The organism is Streptomyces sp. NBC_01089 (genome assembly GCF_045162975.1).
Taxonomy (GTDB): domain Bacteria; phylum Actinomycetota; class Actinomycetes; order Streptomycetales; family Streptomycetaceae; genus Streptomyces.
In genome coordinates this window covers 1,426,038-1,444,461 of sequence record NZ_CP108660.1, presented here as the reverse complement: position 1 = coordinate 1,444,461, position 18,424 = coordinate 1,426,038, and the positions used below count along the sequence as shown (strand labels likewise).

Annotated in this window: 16 protein-coding genes; 11 read left to right on the top strand and 5 right to left on the bottom strand. The window is 68.8% G+C overall.

What is annotated here, in order from left to right:
* Positions 1-118: 118 nt before the first annotated feature.
* From OG510_RS06420 to OG510_RS06410, 3 genes are all read left to right on the top strand, one after another.
* On the top strand, positions 119-1,798 hold the full coding sequence (locus OG510_RS06420) for an AMP-binding protein (RefSeq protein WP_406135790.1): 1,680 nt from the start codon (positions 119-121) through the stop codon (positions 1,796-1,798).
* A complete protein-coding gene (locus tag OG510_RS06415) occupies positions 1,795-3,393 on the top strand; it encodes an AMP-binding protein (RefSeq protein ID WP_406135788.1) in 1,599 nt (532 codons plus the stop codon). The genes OG510_RS06420 and OG510_RS06415 overlap by 4 nt, the downstream gene beginning before the upstream one ends.
* A 200-nt stretch (positions 3,394-3,593) precedes the next feature.
* Positions 3,594-4,361, top strand: coding sequence for a polysaccharide deacetylase family protein (locus OG510_RS06410; RefSeq protein WP_406135787.1), 768 nt, complete (start codon positions 3,594-3,596; stop codon positions 4,359-4,361).
* A 51-nt stretch (positions 4,362-4,412) separates the two neighbouring features.
* On the opposite strand, the gene OG510_RS06405 is transcribed toward OG510_RS06410, so the two are convergent.
* Entirely contained in the window at positions 4,413-5,171 is a 759-nt protein-coding gene (locus tag OG510_RS06405; RefSeq protein ID WP_406135785.1) for a hypothetical protein, read from the bottom strand.
* A gap of 203 nt (positions 5,172-5,374) precedes the next feature.
* On the opposite strand from OG510_RS06405, the gene gcl reads away from it, so the two are divergent.
* Positions 5,375-7,159 (top strand): glyoxylate carboligase, encoded by a 1,785-nt coding sequence (gene gcl / locus OG510_RS06400; protein WP_164263098.1) that lies wholly within the window; start codon positions 5,375-5,377, stop codon positions 7,157-7,159.
* 642 nt (positions 7,160-7,801) lie between these two features.
* Here gcl and OG510_RS06395 read toward each other — a convergent pair.
* The 3 genes from OG510_RS06395 to OG510_RS06385 form a co-directional block, all read right to left on the bottom strand.
* Positions 7,802-9,259, bottom strand: coding sequence for a catalase (locus OG510_RS06395; RefSeq protein ID WP_406135783.1), 1,458 nt, complete (start codon positions 9,257-9,259; stop codon positions 7,802-7,804).
* A gap of 201 nt (positions 9,260-9,460) precedes the next feature.
* Entirely contained in the window at positions 9,461-10,351 is an 891-nt protein-coding gene (locus tag OG510_RS06390; RefSeq protein ID WP_164263094.1) for a 2-hydroxy-3-oxopropionate reductase, read from the bottom strand.
* 35 nt (positions 10,352-10,386) lie between these two features.
* Complete coding sequence (locus tag OG510_RS06385) at positions 10,387-11,208, bottom strand: TIM barrel protein (protein WP_406135782.1); 822 nt, start codon at positions 11,206-11,208, stop codon at positions 10,387-10,389.
* Positions 11,209-11,333: 125 nt separating this feature from the next.
* Between OG510_RS06385 and OG510_RS06380 the strand changes: the two genes are divergently transcribed.
* The 7 genes from OG510_RS06380 (at position 11,334) to OG510_RS06350 (ending at position 17,397) form a co-directional block, all read left to right on the top strand.
* Complete coding sequence (locus tag OG510_RS06380) at positions 11,334-11,594, top strand: hypothetical protein (RefSeq protein ID WP_164263090.1); 261 nt, start codon at positions 11,334-11,336, stop codon at positions 11,592-11,594.
* Positions 11,591-11,968, top strand: coding sequence for a helix-turn-helix domain-containing protein (locus OG510_RS06375; RefSeq protein ID WP_406135781.1), 378 nt, complete (start codon positions 11,591-11,593; stop codon positions 11,966-11,968). Before OG510_RS06380 ends, OG510_RS06375 begins: the two co-directional genes overlap by 4 nt.
* Before the next feature lie 274 nt (positions 11,969-12,242).
* Positions 12,243-12,716, top strand: a complete 474-nt coding sequence (gene uraD, locus OG510_RS06370; protein ID WP_406135779.1) for a 2-oxo-4-hydroxy-4-carboxy-5-ureidoimidazoline decarboxylase — start codon at positions 12,243-12,245, stop codon at positions 12,714-12,716.
* Between the two features lie 5 nt (positions 12,717-12,721).
* The gene (uraH, locus tag OG510_RS06365; protein WP_406135778.1) at positions 12,722-13,111 is read left to right on the top strand and encodes a hydroxyisourate hydrolase; all 390 of its coding nucleotides are present in this window, start codon (positions 12,722-12,724) and stop codon (positions 13,109-13,111) included.
* Positions 13,112-13,118: 7 nt separating this feature from the next.
* Complete coding sequence (gene pucL / locus OG510_RS06360) at positions 13,119-14,042, top strand: factor-independent urate hydroxylase (RefSeq protein ID WP_406135776.1); 924 nt, start codon at positions 13,119-13,121, stop codon at positions 14,040-14,042.
* Between the two features lie 171 nt (positions 14,043-14,213).
* A complete protein-coding gene (locus tag OG510_RS06355) occupies positions 14,214-15,599 on the top strand; it encodes an 8-oxoguanine deaminase (protein WP_164263083.1) in 1,386 nt (461 codons plus the stop codon).
* Positions 15,600-15,882: 283 nt separating this feature from the next.
* Positions 15,883-17,397: a nucleobase:cation symporter-2 family protein gene (locus OG510_RS06350; protein WP_406135774.1), complete on the top strand. Its 1,515-nt coding sequence runs from the start codon at positions 15,883-15,885 to the stop codon at positions 17,395-17,397.
* A 108-nt stretch (positions 17,398-17,505) separates the two neighbouring features.
* Here the strand turns inward: OG510_RS06350 and OG510_RS06345 are convergent, their stop codons facing one another.
* On the bottom strand, positions 17,506-18,375 hold the full coding sequence (locus tag OG510_RS06345; protein WP_406135773.1) for a chitosanase: 870 nt from the start codon (positions 18,373-18,375) through the stop codon (positions 17,506-17,508).
* Between the last annotated feature and the right edge of the window lie 49 nt (positions 18,376-18,424).

The window sequence follows — 18,424 nt, the reverse complement described above, 5'->3', positions numbered from 1 at the left end:
GGGCCAGGGGCTCCGGCGCTCCTCCACCGGGACACGCCTTCGCCCCCGTTCGGGGGTGGTGGGACCCGGGCCACTGATTACACGATGCTGGGCAGCAGTCCCGCAATGAGGAGGACACATGGTGTCGAACAACGCGACGGAGGAGTTCCGGGCCGCACGGGACTTCCTGCTCCGCCACCGCGAGGAGTACCGCACGGCCTACGACGGTTTCAGCTGGCCGCGCCCCGAGCATTTCAACTGGGCGCTCGACTGGTTCGACACCATCGCCCGGGGCAACGCGCGCACCGCGCTGCGCATCGTCGAGGAGGACGGCACCGAGTCCGAGGTCTCGTTCGACGAGATGGCCGTGCTGTCCGACCGGGCCGCCAACTGGCTCCGTGCGCAGGGCGTCCGGGCCGGCGACCGCATCCTGGTCGTGCTCGGCAACCAGCAGGAGCTGTGGGAGACGGCACTGGCCGCGATGAAGCTCAGGGCCGTCGTCATCCCGGCAACTCCGCTGCTCGGACCGGCGGATCTGCGTGACCGGGTCGACCGCGGCGGCGCCCGGCATGTGCTCGTACGGACCGAGGACACCGCCAAGTTCGCCGAGGTGGCAGGCGATTACACCCGGATCGCGGTCGGCCCCGACACCCCCGAAGGCTGGCTCTCGTACGGGGACGCCGCGGCCGCGTCCGCCGACTTCGAGCCCGACGGGGCCACCGGCGCGGACGACCCGCTGATGCTGTACTTCACCTCGGGGACGACGGCCAGGCCCAAGCTGGTGGAGCACACCCACACCTCGTACCCGGTCGGCCATCTGGCGACGATGTACTGGATCGGGCTGCGCCCCGGCGACGTCCACCTCAACATCTCCTCACCCGGATGGGCCAAGCACGCCTGGTCGAACCTGTTCGCCCCGTGGAACGCCGAGGCGACCGTCTTCATCCACAACTACACACGCTTCGACCCGGCCCGGCTGATGGCCGAGATGGACCGGGCGGGCGTGACGTCCTTCTGCGCGCCGCCGACCGTCTGGCGGATGCTGATCCAGGCCGACCTCAGCAGGCTGCGGACCCCGCCGCGCGAGGTCGCGGCGGCAGGCGAGCCGCTGAACCCCGAGGTCATCGAGACCGTACGGCGCGCCTGGGGCACCACGATCCGGGACGGCTTCGGGCAGACGGAGACAGCCGTGCAGGTGGCCAACAGCCCGGGCCAGCTCCTCAAGTCGGGCTCCATGGGCCGCCCGACGCCCGGGTACAAGGTCGAACTGCTCGACCCGGTCACCGGCGAGCCGGGGGTCGACGAGGGCGAGATCTGCCTGGACCTCTCCGCCCGGCCCGTCGGCCTGATGACGGGGTACCACGGCGACCCGGAGCGCACCGCCGAGGCGATGGCGGGCGGCTACTACCGCACCGGCGACATCGGCTCGCGTGACGCGGACGGCTACATCACCTACATCGGCCGCTCCGACGACGTCTTCAAGGCGTCCGACTACAAGATCTCGCCGTTCGAGCTGGAGAGCGCGCTCCTGGAGCACGAGGCGGTGGCGGAGGCCGCGGTCGTGCCGGCCCCCGACCCGCTGCGGCTCGCCGTGCCGAAGGCGTACGTGGTCCTGGCTGAGGGCTGGGAGCCGGGCCCGGACGTGGCGAAGGTGCTCTTCGAGCACTCGCGTACGGTGCTCGCACCGTACAAGCGGATCCGGCGGATCGAGTTCGCCGAGCTGCCCAAGACGGTCTCCGGGAAGATCCGCAGGATCGAGCTGCGCCGGGCGACCGCGGAGGGCTCCACCGCCGAGTACGACGAGGGGGAGCTGCGATGACTCTCTCCTACGCACATGGCACCGGGACGACACCGCTGCTCGGCGACACGATCGGCGCGAACCTGGACCGGATGGTCGCCGCGTTCCCCGCCCGCGAGGCGCTCGTCGACGTGCCGTCCGGGCGGCGCTGGACCTACGCGGAGTTCGGCGCCGCGGTGGACGAGCTGGCCCGGGGGCTCATCGGCAGCGGGGTCCGCACCGGCGACCGGGTGGGGATCTGGGCGGTCAACTGCCCGGAGTGGGTGCTCGTCCAGTACGCCACCGCGCGGATCGGCGCGATCATGGTCAACATCAACCCGGCGTACCGGGCGCACGAGCTGGAGTTCGTGCTGCGCCAGGCCGGGATCTCGCTGCTGATCGCATCGGCCGGGCACAAGAGCACCGACTACCGGGCGCTGGTCGGCGACGTGCGCGGCAACTGTCCACGGCTGCGGTCCGTCCACTACATCGGTGACCCGTCCTGGGACGAACTGGTGGCGGCCGCACGGCCGGTGGCGCTCGACGAGGCGCTGCTGTCCTGCGACGACCCGATCAACGTCCAGTACACATCGGGCACCACCGGATTCCCGAAGGGTGCCACGCTCTCCCATCACAACATCCTCAACAACGGTTTCTTCGTGGGGGAGTTGGTGGGCTATACGGAGCAGGACCGGATCTGTCTGCCGGTGCCCTTCTACCACTGCTTCGGCATGGTGATGGGGAACCTGGCGGCCACCTCGCACGGCGCGTGCATCGTCATCCCGGCGCCCTCCTTCGACCCGGAGGCCACTCTGCGGGCGGTCGAGCAGGAGCGCTGCACCTCGCTCTACGGGGTGCCCACGATGTTCATCGCGGAGCTGAACCACCCGGACTTCGCTGTGTACGACCTGAGTTCGCTGCGTACCGGGATCATGGCGGGCTCGCCCTGTCCCGCGGAGGTGATGAAGCGGGTCGTCTCCGAGATGCACATGGCGGAGGTGTCGATCTGCTACGGGATGACCGAGACCTCGCCGGTGTCCACCCAGACCCGCCGCGACGACGATCTGGGCCGCAGGACCGGGACGGCGGGCCGGGTGCTGCCGCATCTGGAGGTGAAGGTCGTCGACCCGGCGACCGGGGTCACGGTGGAGCGCGGTGAGCCGGGTGAGCTGTGCACCCGGGGCTACAGCGTGATGCTCGGCTACTGGGAGGAGCCGGAGAAGACCGCCGAGGTGATCGACGCGGGCCGCTGGATGCACACCGGGGATCTGGCCGTCATCCGGGAGGACGGATACGTACAGATCGTCGGCCGGATCAAGGACATGATCATCCGGGGTGGCGAGAACGTCTATCCGCGCGAGATCGAGGAGTTCCTCTACGGCCATCCCAAGATCGCCGATGTCCAGGTGATCGGCGTACCGGACGAGCGGTACGGCGAAGAGGTGCTGGCCTGTGTCATCCCGCGGGATCCGGCCGATCCGCCGACGCTGGACGGGATCCGGGAGTTCTGCCGCGACCGGCTGGCCCATTACAAGATCCCGCGCGGGCTGCGGATCCTGGACGCCTTCCCCATGACGGTCAGCGGCAAGGTCAGAAAGGTGGAGCTGCGGAACCTGTACGGCGCGATTGACGTCTAGAAGGGCGGCTGACGTCCGGAGGGAGCAGCGGCTGACGTCCTGAGGGGCGCCGGCCGGGGGCCGGGGCAGCGCGGGACGGGGGTCCGCGGCAGTGGGGGGACAGGGGTCCGAAGGGGAGGGCAAGGAGGTCCGAACACCGCCCGGCTGATCGAGGCCCCCACTATGCACTCGCTGTATACATGCTGTGTATAGTCCTGGTCATGTCATTGCTGAAGAAAAAGGCCGGCCGGCTCGGTGCCGCCGCTGCCGTGGCCGCGCTCATATCCGTGGCCCTGAGCGGCTGTTCGATGGAGACCACGTCGCCGTCCGAGGCGCGCGACCACGTGGGCCGGAAGGACACCGCCCCGCTGGGCCCCGCCGACTGCCGCAAGGTCAAGTGCATCGCCCTCACCTTCGACGCCGGTCCCGGCCCGAACACCGCGCACCTGCTCGACGTCCTGAAGGAGAAGAAGGTCCACGCGACCTTCTTCCTGCTGGGCCGGGACCATGTGATGAAGTACCCCGAGCTGGTCAAGCGTGAGGCGGCCGAGGGGCACGAGGTGGGCAACCACACCTGGACCCACAAGATCCTCACCAAGCAGAAGGCCGACGTCGCCCGCGCCGAGATCGACAGGACCGAGGTCGCGGTCGAGAAGCTCACCGGCAAGCGGCCCCGGGTGATGCGCCCGCCGCAGGGCAGGACCAACGACGACGTGTCCAAGATCTGCAAGGAGCTGGGCGTCTCGCAGGTGCTGTGGAGCACCACGGCCAAGGACTACTCGACGAACGACACCGCCCTCATCGAGAAGCGGACGCTCGATCAGGCGAAGCCCGACGGCATCATCCTGCTGCACGACATCTACAAGGGCACGGTGCCCGCGGTCTCCGGCATCATCGACACCCTGCAGAAGCGCGGCTACCACTTCGTGACGGTGCCGCAGCTGATCGCCCCCGCGAAGCTGAAGCCGGGCGAGATCTACCGCCCGTAGTGCGCCGAGGCAGCCCAGCTGCCCCGCGCTTGTGTCCGGCCGGGGCGCCGCTCAGGTCTGCGCGGCGCCCGTACTGACCAGTTCGTCGGCCGGTCCGTTCACCGGCTGCGGGACGCCCGTGAGATCCAGCGCGAAGAGCGGTACGGCCAGTGCGTCGGCCCGGGTGCGCGCGTCATCGGCGTACCCCGAGAGCGAGAAGAAGACGCACACCGCCGCCGAGTTCATCCCGTGCAGCCACAGACACTCGATGTCCCGCAGCGCGGCGGGCCGTGTGGTGGCCTCCACGGCCGCGATCAGACCAGGCCCGTGCAGATCGATGCCGGAGGCCGGCCGGCGCTGCGGCTGTGCGATCTCACGGAAGCCCAGCCACTCCAGATAGCGCGCCGCCGTCGACACCACGTCGACCGCGGTGCGGATCGGCATGGGACGGAAGGCGGGCCGTGGAGTGGCGGCCGTGCGCGGCAGCGGTATGTGGGCCGGTGGCCGCGGGCCGGCGGGGTCCGCCACCGGCCGTACCGCGAGCCGCAGGACCGTACCGCAGGAGCATCCCAGCTCGGGCCGCGGCCACTCGCCCTGTCGCCCGCACGACGCGCAGCGGACCGTGACCCACTCGTCCGACCAGCTCCGGCGGGTGAGCAGGACCGGGGGCGCGTCCGCCAGCAGCGGCGGGGCGAGCGGGGCGCCGCAGGCGCAGGGCAGGACCGTCGCCGTATAGGCGTGTTCCCTCAGGCAGACCGGACAGCGCACGACCGCGCTCGTCGCCCACTCGTCCGCGCCTCTCCCCGCACCCTTTCCCGCTCCCTCTCCCATGGGGACATCGTCCACCAAGCGGACCGGCCCGCGGGCGCACTTGGCGCAGGTGACGTAAGTCCGCCGTCCCTCTCTTGACGACAGGCGCAGCCAGCTCTTACATTGCTTCCGTATAGCAGAAATGAACTTCCGTAATACGGAATTGGGCGATCTCAGGTTGGCGCGACAGGAGGCCCACTCCGACTGGCGAGCAGGAGTATTCAATGCCTCGTATGACCGCTGCCCGAGCGGCAGTCGAGATTCTCAAGCGCGAGGGCGTCAGCAACGCGTTCGGCGTGCCGGGCGCGGCGATCAACCCCTTCTACGCGGCCCTCAAGGCCGCCGGTGGCGTGCGGCACACGCTCGCCCGCCACGTCGAGGGCGCCTCGCACATGGCCGAGGGGTACACCCGTACCCACCCCGGCAACATCGGCGTCTGCATCGGCACATCGGGCCCTGCGGGCACCGACATGATCACCGGTCTCTACTCCGCCACCGGTGACTCCATCCCGATCCTCTGCATCACCGGCCAGGCTCCGGTCGCCGTGATGCAGAAGGAGGACTTCCAGGCCGTCGACATCGCCTCGATCGCCAAGCCGGTCACCAAGGCGGCGACCACCGTCATGGAGGCCGCGCAGGTCCCCGGTGTCTTCCAGCAGGCGTTCCACCTGATGCGCTCGGGACGTCCGGGACCGGTCCTCATCGACCTGCCGATCGATGTGCAGCAGACCGAGATCGAGTTCGACCCGGAGACGTACACCCCGCTGCCGGTCTACAAGCCGGTCGCCTCCCGCGCCCAGATCGAGAAGGCGATCACGCTCCTCAACGAGTCGGAGCGCCCGCTGATCGTGGCCGGCGGCGGCATCATCAACGCCGACGCCTCCGAGCTGCTGGTCGAGTTCGCCGAGCTGACCGGTACGCCGGTCATCCCGACGCTGATGGGCTGGGGCATCCTCGCCGACGACCACGAGCTGAACGCGGGCATGGTCGGCCTCCAGACCTCGCACCGCTACGGCAACGCCACGTTCCTGGAGTCGGACTTCGTCCTCGGCATCGGCAACCGCTGGGCCAACCGCCACACGGGCAAGCTCGACGCGTACACCAAGGGCCGCAAGTTCGTCCACGTCGACATCGAGCCCACCCAGCTGGGCAAGATCTTCGCCCCCGACTTCGGGATCGCGTCCGACGCCAAGGCCGCCCTGGAGCTGTTCGTCGAGGTCGCGCGTGAGCTGAAGGCCGCGGGCAAGCTCCCGGACCGCAAGGAGTGGGCCGCGTCGGCCCAGGACCGCAAGGCCAGGCTGCAGCGCCGTACGCACTTCGACAACGTGCCGATGAAGCCGCAGCGTGTGTACGAGGAGATGAACCGCGCGTTCGGCCCCGACACCCGTTACGTCACGACCATCGGCCTCTCCCAGATCGCCGGCGCGCAGATGCTGCACGTCTACAAGCCGCGCCACTGGATCAACTGCGGCCAGGCGGGCCCGCTGGGCTGGACGATCCCGGCCGCGCTGGGTGTCGCCACCGCCGACCCCGGTGCGACGGTCGTCGCGCTCTCCGGTGACTACGACTTCCAGTTCATGCTGGAGGAGCTGGCCGTCGGCGCGCAGCACAACATCCCGTACGTCCATGTCCTGGTGAACAACGCGTACCTGGGCCTCATCCGCCAGGCGCAGCGCAACTTCGACATCGACTTCCAGGTCAACCTGGAGTTCGAGAACATCAACTCTCCCGAGCTCGGTGTGTACGGCGTGGACCACGTCAAGGTCGCCGAGGGCCTGGGCTGCAAGGCGATCCGGGTCACCGAGCCCGACCAGCTGCTGCCCGCCTTCGAGGAGGCCAAGAAGCTGGCCGCGCAGTACCGCGTCCCGGTCGTCGTGGAGGCGATCCTGGAGCGGATCACCAACATCTCGATGAGCGGCACCGACCTCGCCGGTGTCAACGAGTTCGAGGACATCGCGACGGAGGAGGGTCACGCTCCCACCGCGATCCTCCCGCTCAAGACGTCCTGACCTTCGGACGGAGAGGGGCGGGCCCGCCGGCAACGGCGGGCCCGCCCTTTTGCCGTGTGCGTTGCGCGCGCGTGGTGTGTGGCCCGTGGGCGGTGTGGGTTGCGGTGCGTTGCGCGCGTGGTGTGCGGGCCTCCGGGCGGCGTGCGGTGGTGCGCCTGGTGTGTGCCTGGCACCAGGCGTACGTACCAGGCACACGAGCACAGTCGCGGGCACACAAAAGGAGTGCGGAACAAGGGATCGTGGACCCTGTTCCGCACTCCGGCTTGTGTTGCTGGTGACCGCCCGACGGCACGAGACTGGGCGCGACAGGACATTCGCGCCGCCGGGCGGGGCATGGGGAGAAGCTCCGAGCGGTGAGGCTGCTGTGAGGAGCTGAGGGCTCCGAGCGGGGAGGCTCCGAGCGGGGGAGGTGTTCCGTGCCGGAACAGCAGGGGACCGCGGCGGAGTGCGATTGGCTCCCCGGTCCCTCTCCTTCACATCAGGAGAGCGCCGGGGAAGCCTTGACCACCGCACTGGCATCGTCACTCCGCCGCGGTCCGCAGGCTTGTCCGGACCGCCGGCCACCCCTCATCGGGACGGCGGACCGGACCGCGCCGGTGACCTGACCTCCCGTCAAGTCACCAGCGCCGTCTATCGGTCGACTCAGTCCTCGCGCAGGGCGCGGACCGCTTCCTCGACGCGCTTGCCGTACTCCGTGTCGGCGGCGTGGAAGTGCGCGAGGTTCTTCTCGATGACGTCCTCGAGGGTGACCTGCGAGAGGCCGCCCGCGATGTTGGCGATCAGCCGCGACTTCTCGTCGTCGGACATCAGCCGGTACAGCTCGCCCGCCTGGAAGAAGTCGTCGTCCTTGACGTGCTCGGCCGCGCCCTGTGCTCCGGTCCAGCCGGTCACGGCCAGCGGGGCGGCCAGCGGCGCGTCCGTCTGGGCCGGGCCCGCGTGGGAGTTGGGCTCGTAGTTCTTGTCCTCGCGCGAGCCGTAGCGGGTCGCCATGTAGCCGTCACGGCCGTAGTTGTCGACGGTCGCGTTCCGCGGCGCGTTGACCGGCAGCTGCGTGTGGTTGATGCCCACGCGGTAGCGCTGCGCGTCGGCGTACGCGAAGAGACGGCCCTGGAGCATCTTGTCGGGCGAAGGACCGATGCCGGGAACGAAGTTGTTCGGCGAGAACGCGGCCTGCTCGACCTCGGCGAAGACGTTGTCCGGGTTGCGGTCCAGGACCAGACGGCCCACGCGCTGCAGCGGGTAGTCGCTGTGCGGCCACACCTTGGTGACGTCGAACGGGTTGAAGCGGTAGTCGGCCGCCTCGGCCGCCGGCATGATCTGGACGTGCAGCGTCCAGGACGGGTTGACGCCCCGCTCGATGGCCTGGAGCAGGTCGGTCTGGTGGCTGTTGCCGTCCTTGCCCACCAGCTCGGAAGCCTGGTCGGCGGAGAGGCTGCGGACGCCCTGGTTCGTCTTGAAGTGGTACTTGACGAAGAAGGCTTCGCCCTGGGCGTTCGTCCACTGGTAGGTGTGCGAGCCGTAGCCGTTCATGTGCCGGTACGAGGCGGGGATGCCGCGGTCCCCCATCAGCCAGGTCACCTGGTGGGTGGCCTCGGGGGAGTGCGCCCAGAAGTCCCAGACGTTGTTGGGCTCCTGCTTGCCGGTGAACGGGTCACGCTTCTGCGAGTGGATGAAGTCCGGGAACTTGATGGGGTCCTTGATGAAGAAGACCGGGGTGTTGTTCCCCACGAGGTCGTAGTTGCCCTCGTCGGTGTAGAACTTCAGCGCGAAGCCACGGGGGTCGCGTACGGCGTCGGAGCCGCCCAGCGAGTCGGCCACGGTGGAGAAGCGGATGAACGTGTCGGTGCGCTTGCCCACGCTGGAGAGGAAGTCGGCGCGGGTGAAGCCGGTGACGTCGTCGGTCACCTCGAAGTAGCCGTAGGCGCCGGAGCCGCGGGCGTGGACGACACGCTCCGGGATGCGCTCCCGGTTGAACCGGGCGAGCTTCTCCAGCAGGTGCTGGTCCTGGAGGAGGATCGGGCCGCCGGCGCCGGCGGTGGCGGAGTTCTGGTTGTCGGCGACCGGGGCGCCTGACTCGGTCGTAAGCACGCGCTTCGACATCGTGGACCTTCCGTACTGGGGCTGCTGACGGCTTGAGGAGCGTAAATACGCTGCGAACGCCGCGTCAACAGTTTGTTGAAATTGAGGAGGGAGGTGACCGGACCGCGGCAGCGCCTGGGCGCGACAGGACAGGTGTCAGCGCTGCCGCGGACCGGAGTTCGGAAGGGGCCGGACGGAGCCCCGGAAGGGGAGCCTCGGGGGTCAGACCTGCTGGCCGGACAGCCGCTCGACCGAGCGCAGCAGCGCGGAGTGGTCGAGGCCGCCGTCGCCCTGGGCGCGCAGCGAGGCGACCAGCTGGGCCACGACCGCGCCGACGGGCAGCGCGGCGCCGACGTTGCGGGCGGCGTCGGTGACGATGCCCATGTCCTTGTGGTGCAGGTCGATCCGGAAGCCGGGCTTGAAGTCCCGGTTCAGGAAGTTGTCCTTCTTGCGCGTCAGGACGGTCGAACCGGCCAGGCCGCCGTTGAGGACGTCGAGGGCGGCGTTGAGGTTCACACCGGACTTCTCCAGGAAGACCACGGCCTCGGCGCACGCCTGGATGTTGACCGCGACGATCAGCTGGTTGGCGGCCTTCACCGTCTGGCCCGAGCCGTGCGGACCGCAGAGCACGATGGTCTTGCCCAGCGCGTCCAGGATCGGCTTCGCGGTGTCGAAGTCGGCCTGCTCGCCGCCGACCATGATGGACAGTACGGCCTCGATGGCACCGGCCTCGCCGCCGGAGACCGGGGCGTCCAGGACGCGCAGGCCCTTCTCGGCGCCGGCCTTGCCCAGGTCGACCGAGGTCTGCGGGGTGATCGACGACATGTCGATCAACAGCGCGCCCGCCTTGGCGTTCTCCAGGATGCCGTCAGGGCCGTACGCGATGGCCTCGACGTGCGGCGACGCGGGCACCATGGTGATCACCACGTCGGCGTCGCGCACCGCTTCGGCGATCGAGGAGACGGCGGTGCCGCCTGCGGCGGCCAGCCGGTCCAGCTTGTCCTGCTCCAGGGTGTAGCCGGTCACCGAGTAGCCGGCCTTGATCAGGTTCTCGGACATCGGGGAGCCCATGATGCCGAGGCCGATCCATGCGACCTTGGGGAGATTGCTCATGCGGGGGTCCTCTTTCAACACGCGGGTGAAGATGGTCAGTTGGGGAGCCAGCCGAAGGCTTCGGCGCTCGGGCGGTCGCCCGGCTTGTACTCCAGGCCGACCCAGCCGTCGTAGCCGGCCTTGCTCAGCCGGTCGAGCAGGTCCTCCAGTGGCAGCGCACCCGTGCCGGGCGCGCCGCGGCCGGGGTTGTCCGCGATCTGTACGTGGCCGGTCTGTGCGGCGTAGGTGTCGATGACCTCGTTGAGGTCCTCGCCGTTCATCGACAGGTGGTACAGGTCGAGCAGGAACTTCGCGTTCCCGAGCCCGGTCAGGGCGTTGACCTTGTTGACCACGTCGATCGCCGCCGGAGCGCTCACCAGCGGGCAGAGCGGCGACTCGGGCTTGTTGAGCGCCTCGATGAGCAGGATCGCGCCCACCCGGTCGGCGGCGCGGGCCGCTACCGTGAGGTTCTCCAGGGCCAGCTCGTCCTGGACGGCCGGGTCCACGCCCTCGACACGGTTGCCGTACAGCGCGTTGAGCGCCTTGCAGCCGACCGAGGCGGCGAAGTCGGCCGCGATGTCGATGTTGGCGCGGAAGCGGTCGGACTCCTCGCCGGGGACGGAGAGCGCGCCCCGGTCCGGGCCGGGCAGCTTGCCGGCGTAGAAGTTGAGACCCACCAGCTGGGTACCGGCGTCGTCGAGCGCCTTTTTGAGCGCGTCGAGCTCGCCCTGCGGCGGGGTGGGGGTCTCGATCCAGGGCCACCACAGCTCGACCGCGCTGAAACCGGCCGCGGCGGCGGCCGCGGGACGCTCCAGAAGCGGGAGTTCCGTGAAGAGGATCGAGAGGTTCACATCGAAGCGCTGGTCCGTGTAGCCCATAAGGCGTTCGGCGCTCCTTCCGTATTGCGGAAGTTACTTTCTACTTGATGGAAGATTGCCTGCCGACCTGCTGAGCTGTCAAGTGGGCCTGCCTTTTTTCGTCCCGCGCGCAGTAGGTTGTGCGCGTGCGATTGAGAGTGGAATTCACGACGGAGCCCTTTGATCTGGACGATGCGCCGCCGCATGCGGTGGTCGCCCGGGAGGTCATCCAGGCCGCCGAGCTGGACGCGGTGGATGTCGGACCGTTCGGAAACACCGCCGAGGGCGCATCGGACGCGGTGCTGACCGCGGTGGACGCACTGCTGCGCCAGGCCCTGGGCGCGGGCGCCACCCGGGTGTCCCTCCAGGTGAACGTGATCGGGCAGGACGGGGAGGACGTGAAGTGACCGAGCCGGGAGACCACCCACTCGTCGCCGCGGTGAAGCCGCTGGTCGACGCCATGGGGGCCGAGATCCTCGTACCGGGCCAGGCGACGGAGGACGACGTCGTGCTCGCCTGGGAGGGGGTGGACGTCCTGGCCGTACGGCTGCCGCAGCTCTCGGATTCCCTGGACCACATCCTGGCGGCGCTCGAACGCCGGCACGGGGTGCCGCTCTCGGAGCTCGACCGCAGGACGAAGCAGGCCGTGGTGCGGATACTGGAGGCGCGGGGCGCGTTCTCGGTGCGCCACGGCGTGGAGACGGTGGCCGGTGCGCTGGGTGTCAGCCGCTTCACCGTCTACAACTACCTGAACAGGGAAAACGTCGCCAAGAGCGAGTGAGCGTTCCCGTGGCGGCGCCGACGGGCCACGCCACGGCCGACAGCCGCCGTCCGGGATCCCGGGCGGCGGCTTTTGTCTCATCAAAGTTTTCAACAAAGTGTTGACGTGGTGTTTCCGAGGGCGTTAGCTATCCGCAGCCCGTCCAGCACAAGGCCCATACAAGGCCACGGAGGTCCCCGTGACTTCGAGTCCAGAGCGCTTGCCGGGGGAGAACCCCGGAACCCCCGGAGGTCTCGTCCGGTTCAACACCCTGCGGGACAGTGCGGCGCTAGCCGTGCTTCACGAGGTCTGCGCCAGTTCGGTCTGGGGGAGCAAAATCCTCGCCCAGCGCCCTTACGCCACAGCTGAAGCCCTCTTTCTCGCCAGTGACGCCGCCACGGCCGAGCTGACCACGGAAGACCTGGCCGAGGCGATGGCGGGGCACCCGCCGATCGGGCGGCCGAAACCCGGAGACCCGACGTCCTCCCGTGAACAGCGGGGGATGGCCGGAGCGACCGAGGAGCTCAAGGCCGAGATGCTCGAACTGAACCTGGCCTACCAGGAGAAGTTCGGACATGTCTTCCTGATCTGCGCGACCGGTGCCACCGGCGAGCAGATGCGCGACGCGATGAAAGCCCGGTCCGGCAATACGCCCGAGCAGGAACGCGCGATCGTGCGCACCGAACTCGGCAAGATCAACCGCATCCGGCTGCATCTGGTCGCAGCGGAAGCCGCGCAGCCCGCGGCGGCCGCGGAAGAAGGAGAGTGAAGGTCTTGAGCACGCAGACCACCGCATCGGTGTCCACGCACATCCTGGACACCAGCGTGGGACGCCCCGCCGAAGGTGTCGCCATCTCGCTCGCGGCCCGCAGTGGCCACGGCGCCGGGTGGACGGCGCTCGGCGGGTCCGCGACCGACGCGGACGGGCGCTGCAAGGACCTGCCGGCCCTGCCGGAAGGAACCACCCACGTACGCCTCGATTTCGAGACCGAGACGTACTTTGCCAAGAAACAAGCCGAGGAACAGCAGGACGCCCCCCGCGTAAGGGACAGCGGCGCTTTCTTCCCGGAGGTGGCGATCACGTTCGCCGTCGTCCCGGGTGAGCACTTCCACGTACCGCTGCTGCTCAACCCGTTCGGCTACTCCGTATACCGAGGGAGCTAGTACCGAAATGCCCACGATTCTCGGCCAGAACCAGTACGGCAAAGCAGAGAACCGCGTCGTCAAGATCACGCGGGACGGCGACACCCACCACATCAAGGACCTCAACGTCTCGGTCGCCCTCTCCGGCGACATGGACGACGTCCACTACTCGGGCTCCAACGCCAACGTCCTGCCGACCGACACCACCAAGAACACGGTGTACGCGTTCGCCAAGGAGCACGGTATCGAGTCCGCCGAGCAGTTCGGCATCCATCTGGCCCGGCACTTCGTGACCAGCCAGGACGGGATCCACCGCGCCAGGATCCGGATCGAGGAGTACGCCTGGGAGCGCATCGCGACCTCGGACGCGAGCTCGCAGTTCATCGGCGCCGACGACGTCCAGCACTCCTTCGTCCGCAAGGGCCAGGAGCTGCGCACCGCCGAGATCACCTTCGACGGTGAGAACTGGCAGGTCATCTCGGGTCTGAAGGACCTGAAGGTGATGAACTCCACCAACTCGGAGTTCTGGGGCTACGCCAAGGACAAGTACACGACGCTCAAGGAGGCCTACGACCGCATCCTCGCGACCGCGGTGTCCTCCCAGTGGCGTTACGGCTGGTCCAGCGACGCGGACCGCATGCCCAACTGGGACAAGTCCTACGAGCAGAGCAAGAGGCACATGCTCCAGGCGTTCGCCGAGACGTACTCGCTCTCCCTGCAGCAGACCATGTACCAGATGGGCTCGCGCATCATCAACAGCCGCAGCGAGATCGACGAGATCCGGTTCTCGCTGCCGAACAGCCACCACTTCCTGGTGGACCTGGAGCCCTTCGGGCTCAAGAACGACAACGAGGTCTACTTCGCGGCGGACCGCCCGTACGGACTCATCGAGGCGACCATTCTGCGGGACGGCGCCGACCCCCGTATTCCGGTCGACATGACCAACCTCTGAGACCCGAGCGGGGCGCCGCCGGGCCGCATCGGTCGGCGGCGGCGCCCTGAACGGACCCGACACACAACTTCACTGCACTACTTTCGGCACCCGGAGCCACGCGGCTGCGGCACTCAAATCCTCCTGGGGTCCTGCCGTGCCCACATCGCCACTGCGAGAGAAGGTATCCCCATGGCAGCAACGGCAGCCGCGCGCACGGTCATTGAGAACGTAGCCATCGCGACGGTCGACGCACACGACACCGAGTACGCATCGGGTCATGTCGTGATCGCTGGGAATCGCATCGAATCCGTCGGCGCGGGCAAGGCCCCCGAGGGACTCACCGGCGTGGAACGCCGGATCGACGGCACCGGGCACCTGGTGACTCCGGGTCTGGTCAACACCCACCACCACTTCTACCAGTGGATCACCCGGGGTGTGGCCACCGATCACAACCTCTTCAACTGGCTCGTCGCGCTCTACCCGACCTGGGCGCGCATCGACGAGCAGATGGTCCGCTCGGCCGCGCAGGGCTCCCTCGCGATGATGGCCCGCGGCGGTGTCACCACCGCGATGGACCACCACTACGTCTACCCGCAGGGCTCCGGCGACCTGTCCGGCGCCGTCATCGGCGCCGCCGCCGAGATGGGCGTACGGTTCACGCTGGCCCGCGGCTCCATGGACCGCAGCAAGAAGGACGGCGGGCTGCCCCCGGACTTCGCCGTCGAGACCCTGGAGGGCGCGCTCGCGGCCACCGAGGCGACGGTCGACCAGCACCACGACGCCTCCTTCGACGCGATGACCCAGGTAGCCGTCGCGCCCTGCTCGCCCTTCTCCGTCTCGACCGAACTGCTCAAGCAGGGTGCCGAACTGGCCCGCCGCAAGGGCGTACGCCTGCACACCCACGGCAGCGAGACCGTCGAGGAGGAGCAGTTCTGCAAGGAACTGTTCGGGATGGGCCCGACCGACTACTTCGAGTCGACCGGCTGGCTCGGTGAGGACGTATGGATGGCGCACTGCGTCCATATGAACGACTCCGACATCGCCGCCTTCGCGCGCACCGGGACCGGCGTCGCCCACTGCCCGTCGTCCAACGCCCGTCTGGCGGCCGGGATCGCCCGCGTCCCCGACATGCTCAAGGCCGGCGTGCCGGTCGGCCTCGGCGTCGACGGCACCGCGTCCAACGAGTCCGGCGAGCTGCACACCGAGCTGCGCAACGCCCTGCTCATCAACCGCCTCGGCGCCCACCGCGAAGCGGCACTCAACGCCCGGCAGGCGCTGCGCCTCGGCACCTACGGCGGTGCCCAGGTCCTGGGCCGCGCCTCGGAGATCGGTTCGCTGGAACCGGGAAAGCTCGCCGACCTCGTGCTGTGGAAGATGGACACCCTCGCCCACGCCTCCATCGCCGACCCGGTGACCGCGCTCGTCTTCGGAGCCGCGGCCCCCGTCACGCTCTCCCTCGTCAACGGCAAGCCCGTCGTCGAGGACAACCACCTGACCACGGTGGACGAGGACGCCATCGCCCGCTCCACGCGGGACGAGGCCCGGCGCCTGGCGCAGATCGCCGCGCGGGCCTGACGTCCGAAAGAAGCTCCGGCCGGGGAGGACGGTCCCCGGCCGGCGGCCGCGAACCCGAGCGGGGTTCACGGCAGCCGTGACCGGGGGGTGTGTGCCCAGAGTGCATACGCCCTCCGGGGCGGTGACGTACCCGGAAACCCTCGCCGGAACCCCCGTGCCCCGCCCGGTACTCGACTCAGAAACGCAGTAGCACCACCCGCACCCCCGCAGCCGCACCTGCATTCCGCACCACCTCCCTGATACCCACGTCACCGCCGACGTGTACCCGACCGGAGGAGCCACCGTGGCCGCCGAGCCCAGGTTTCGCACTGATGCAGCAGAAACAGCCGCCGACACCGAATCACCCGGGACCTCCGGAGAGACTTCCGCGGACCCCGGCTCCACCTCAGCGGATACGGGAAAGACCGCCTCGAAGCACCCGGTCGACGAAGTCCTCCCGCCCGTCAAGATGTTCAGCAGCGGCCTTCAGCATGTGGCCGCCATGTACGCGGGAGTTGTCGCCCCGCCGATGATCGTGGGCCCCGCCGTGGGGCTCAGCGCGAAGGAGACCTCGTTCCTCGTCGGGGCTGCCCTGTTCACCGCGGGCATCGCCACCCTGTTCCAGACCCTCGGATTCTGGCGGGTCGGTTCCCGTCTGCCGTTCGTCAACGGTGTCTCGTTCGGTGGTGTCAGCCCGATGATCGCCATCGGCAAGGGCCGCGGACACGACGGCATCGCCGTGATCTTCGGCGCGATCATCGTCGCGAGCGTGCTGGGGTTCATACTCGCCCCGTACTTCAGCAAGTTGCTCCGGTTCTTCCCGCCGGTCGTCACCGGCACCGTCATCACCCTCATCGGGGTCTCGCTGCTGCCGGTCGCGTTCGGCTGGGCGCAGGGCACCGAAGGGGCCGCCGACTACGGTTCGATGAAGAACATCGGGATGGCCGCACTCACCCTGGTGATCGTCCTGGCGCTGCGGAAACTGCTCCGCGGCTTCCTCCAGCAGATCGCCATCCTGCTCGGTCTGGTGGTCGGTACGCTCATCGCGATACCGATGGGCATGACCAGCTTCGACGCGATGCGCAACGCCGACCCGATCGGATTCCCGACGCCCTTCCACTTCGGCGCCCCGCAGTTCGAGGTCTCCGCCATCATCTCGATGTGCATCGTGATGCTGGTCTGTATGACCGAGTCGACCGCCGACATGCTGGCGCTCGGCAAGATCGTCGGGCGTCCGGCCGACGAGCGGACCATCGAAGGGGGCCTGCGCGCCGACACCCTGTCCAGCTTCATCAGCCCGTTCTTCAACAGCTTCATGGCGAGCGCCTTCGCCCAGAACATCGGCCTGGTGGCGATGACCAAGGTGCGCAGCCGGTACGTCGTGGCTACCGGCGGCGGGATCCTGATCCTGCTCGGTCTCTGTCCGATGGCAGCGGCCGCGATCGCCCTCGTACCGCTGCCGGTCCTGGGTGGTGCCGGGGTCGTGCTCTTCGGCTCGGTCGCCGCCAGCGGCGTCCAGACGCTGGGCGGCGCGGCCATGGAGAAGGGTGAGAACGCCCTGATCGTCGCCGCCTCGCTCGGTATCGGCCTGATCCCGATCGCGGCGCCGAACTTCTACCACGCGTTCCCGAAGAACGTCCTGGTGGTGCTCGACTCGGGCATATCCACCGGGTGTGTGGTGGCCATCGTGCTCAACCTGGCCTTCAACCACCTGGGGCGCAGGAAGGACGCCGGAGCCCCGGAGGGCCCTGAGGAACCGGCCGCCGAGGACAACGCGACACAGCAGGCAGTCGCCAAGGCGGCCGCCGCGCTGCACTGACGGTGGCGCGTGCCCGCCCAGGGCGTGAGTGACCGAGGCATGACATACGGGGCGCGTTCCGCACCACTGGTGCAGAACGCGCCCCGCCTGTCGGCAGCGGCAGCCCGGTCAGCCGATGCTGTACGGGTCCCCGTAGACCTTCCAGTTGAGCGGTGTGTGCAGGTCGAGGTTGCCGTTCTTCAGGAAGACGCGCTGCTCGGTGTCGACCCGGCTGGTGTCGCTGTGGGCCTCCTCCTGCTGCATCGCCCAGACGCGGGCGTCGAGGAAGGCGTTGAGATACGTGGTCTCGTCGCCGCCCTGGGCCGGGGTCTTGGCCTTGGCCAGCGCCCTCTTGCGGATGGAGCCGAAGCTGGTCTTGTCGTCGCCGTCACCGTGCATGACGATGGCGTCGTAGTACGCGAACTGGCCCAGGACACCGATGCCGTCCGTCTTGCCCTGCTTGACGGCCGGGTCGAAGTACACCCGGTCGCGCTCGTCGTTCTGCGCGGTCTGGAACGCGGTGTCCTTGGCCGCGGTCTTCCAGGCGCTCTCGAAGGCCGAGCCGAGCCCCGAGTGCGAGTCACTGCCGTTGACCTTCTCCAGCGCGGGGAGGTATTTGGCGAGCGGGTTGCCCGGCTCCCGGTCGGTGTAGAGCTTCACCAGGTCCAGCATGTCGCCGGTGCCCGAGCAGAACCCGATGATGCCGGCGGTGTAGCCGCGGCCGTCTCCTATGTCCTCGATGTACTTGTACTGGGCCTTCCAGTCCAGCGAGGAGTTCTCGGCGCTGGAGACCAGCTTCATGGCGATCTCCTTCTTCGCCGGGTCGTCGAGTCCGGTCGCGGCGGCGGCCACCTGCTGAGAGCTGTGCGAACTCACCGGCTGCGCAGGGGCGTTGGCGGCGTGGGCGGTGGCCGGTACGGCTACCAGGGCCAGCCCGAGCACGGTGCGCGTGATGATCCTCTTGCTGCGTCCAGCGGTGGTGCGGTGGGGGGCTTTCACCGGTCCTCCAAGGGGGAGTTGGTGCGTCGGTGTTCTGTTAGGAAGCTTT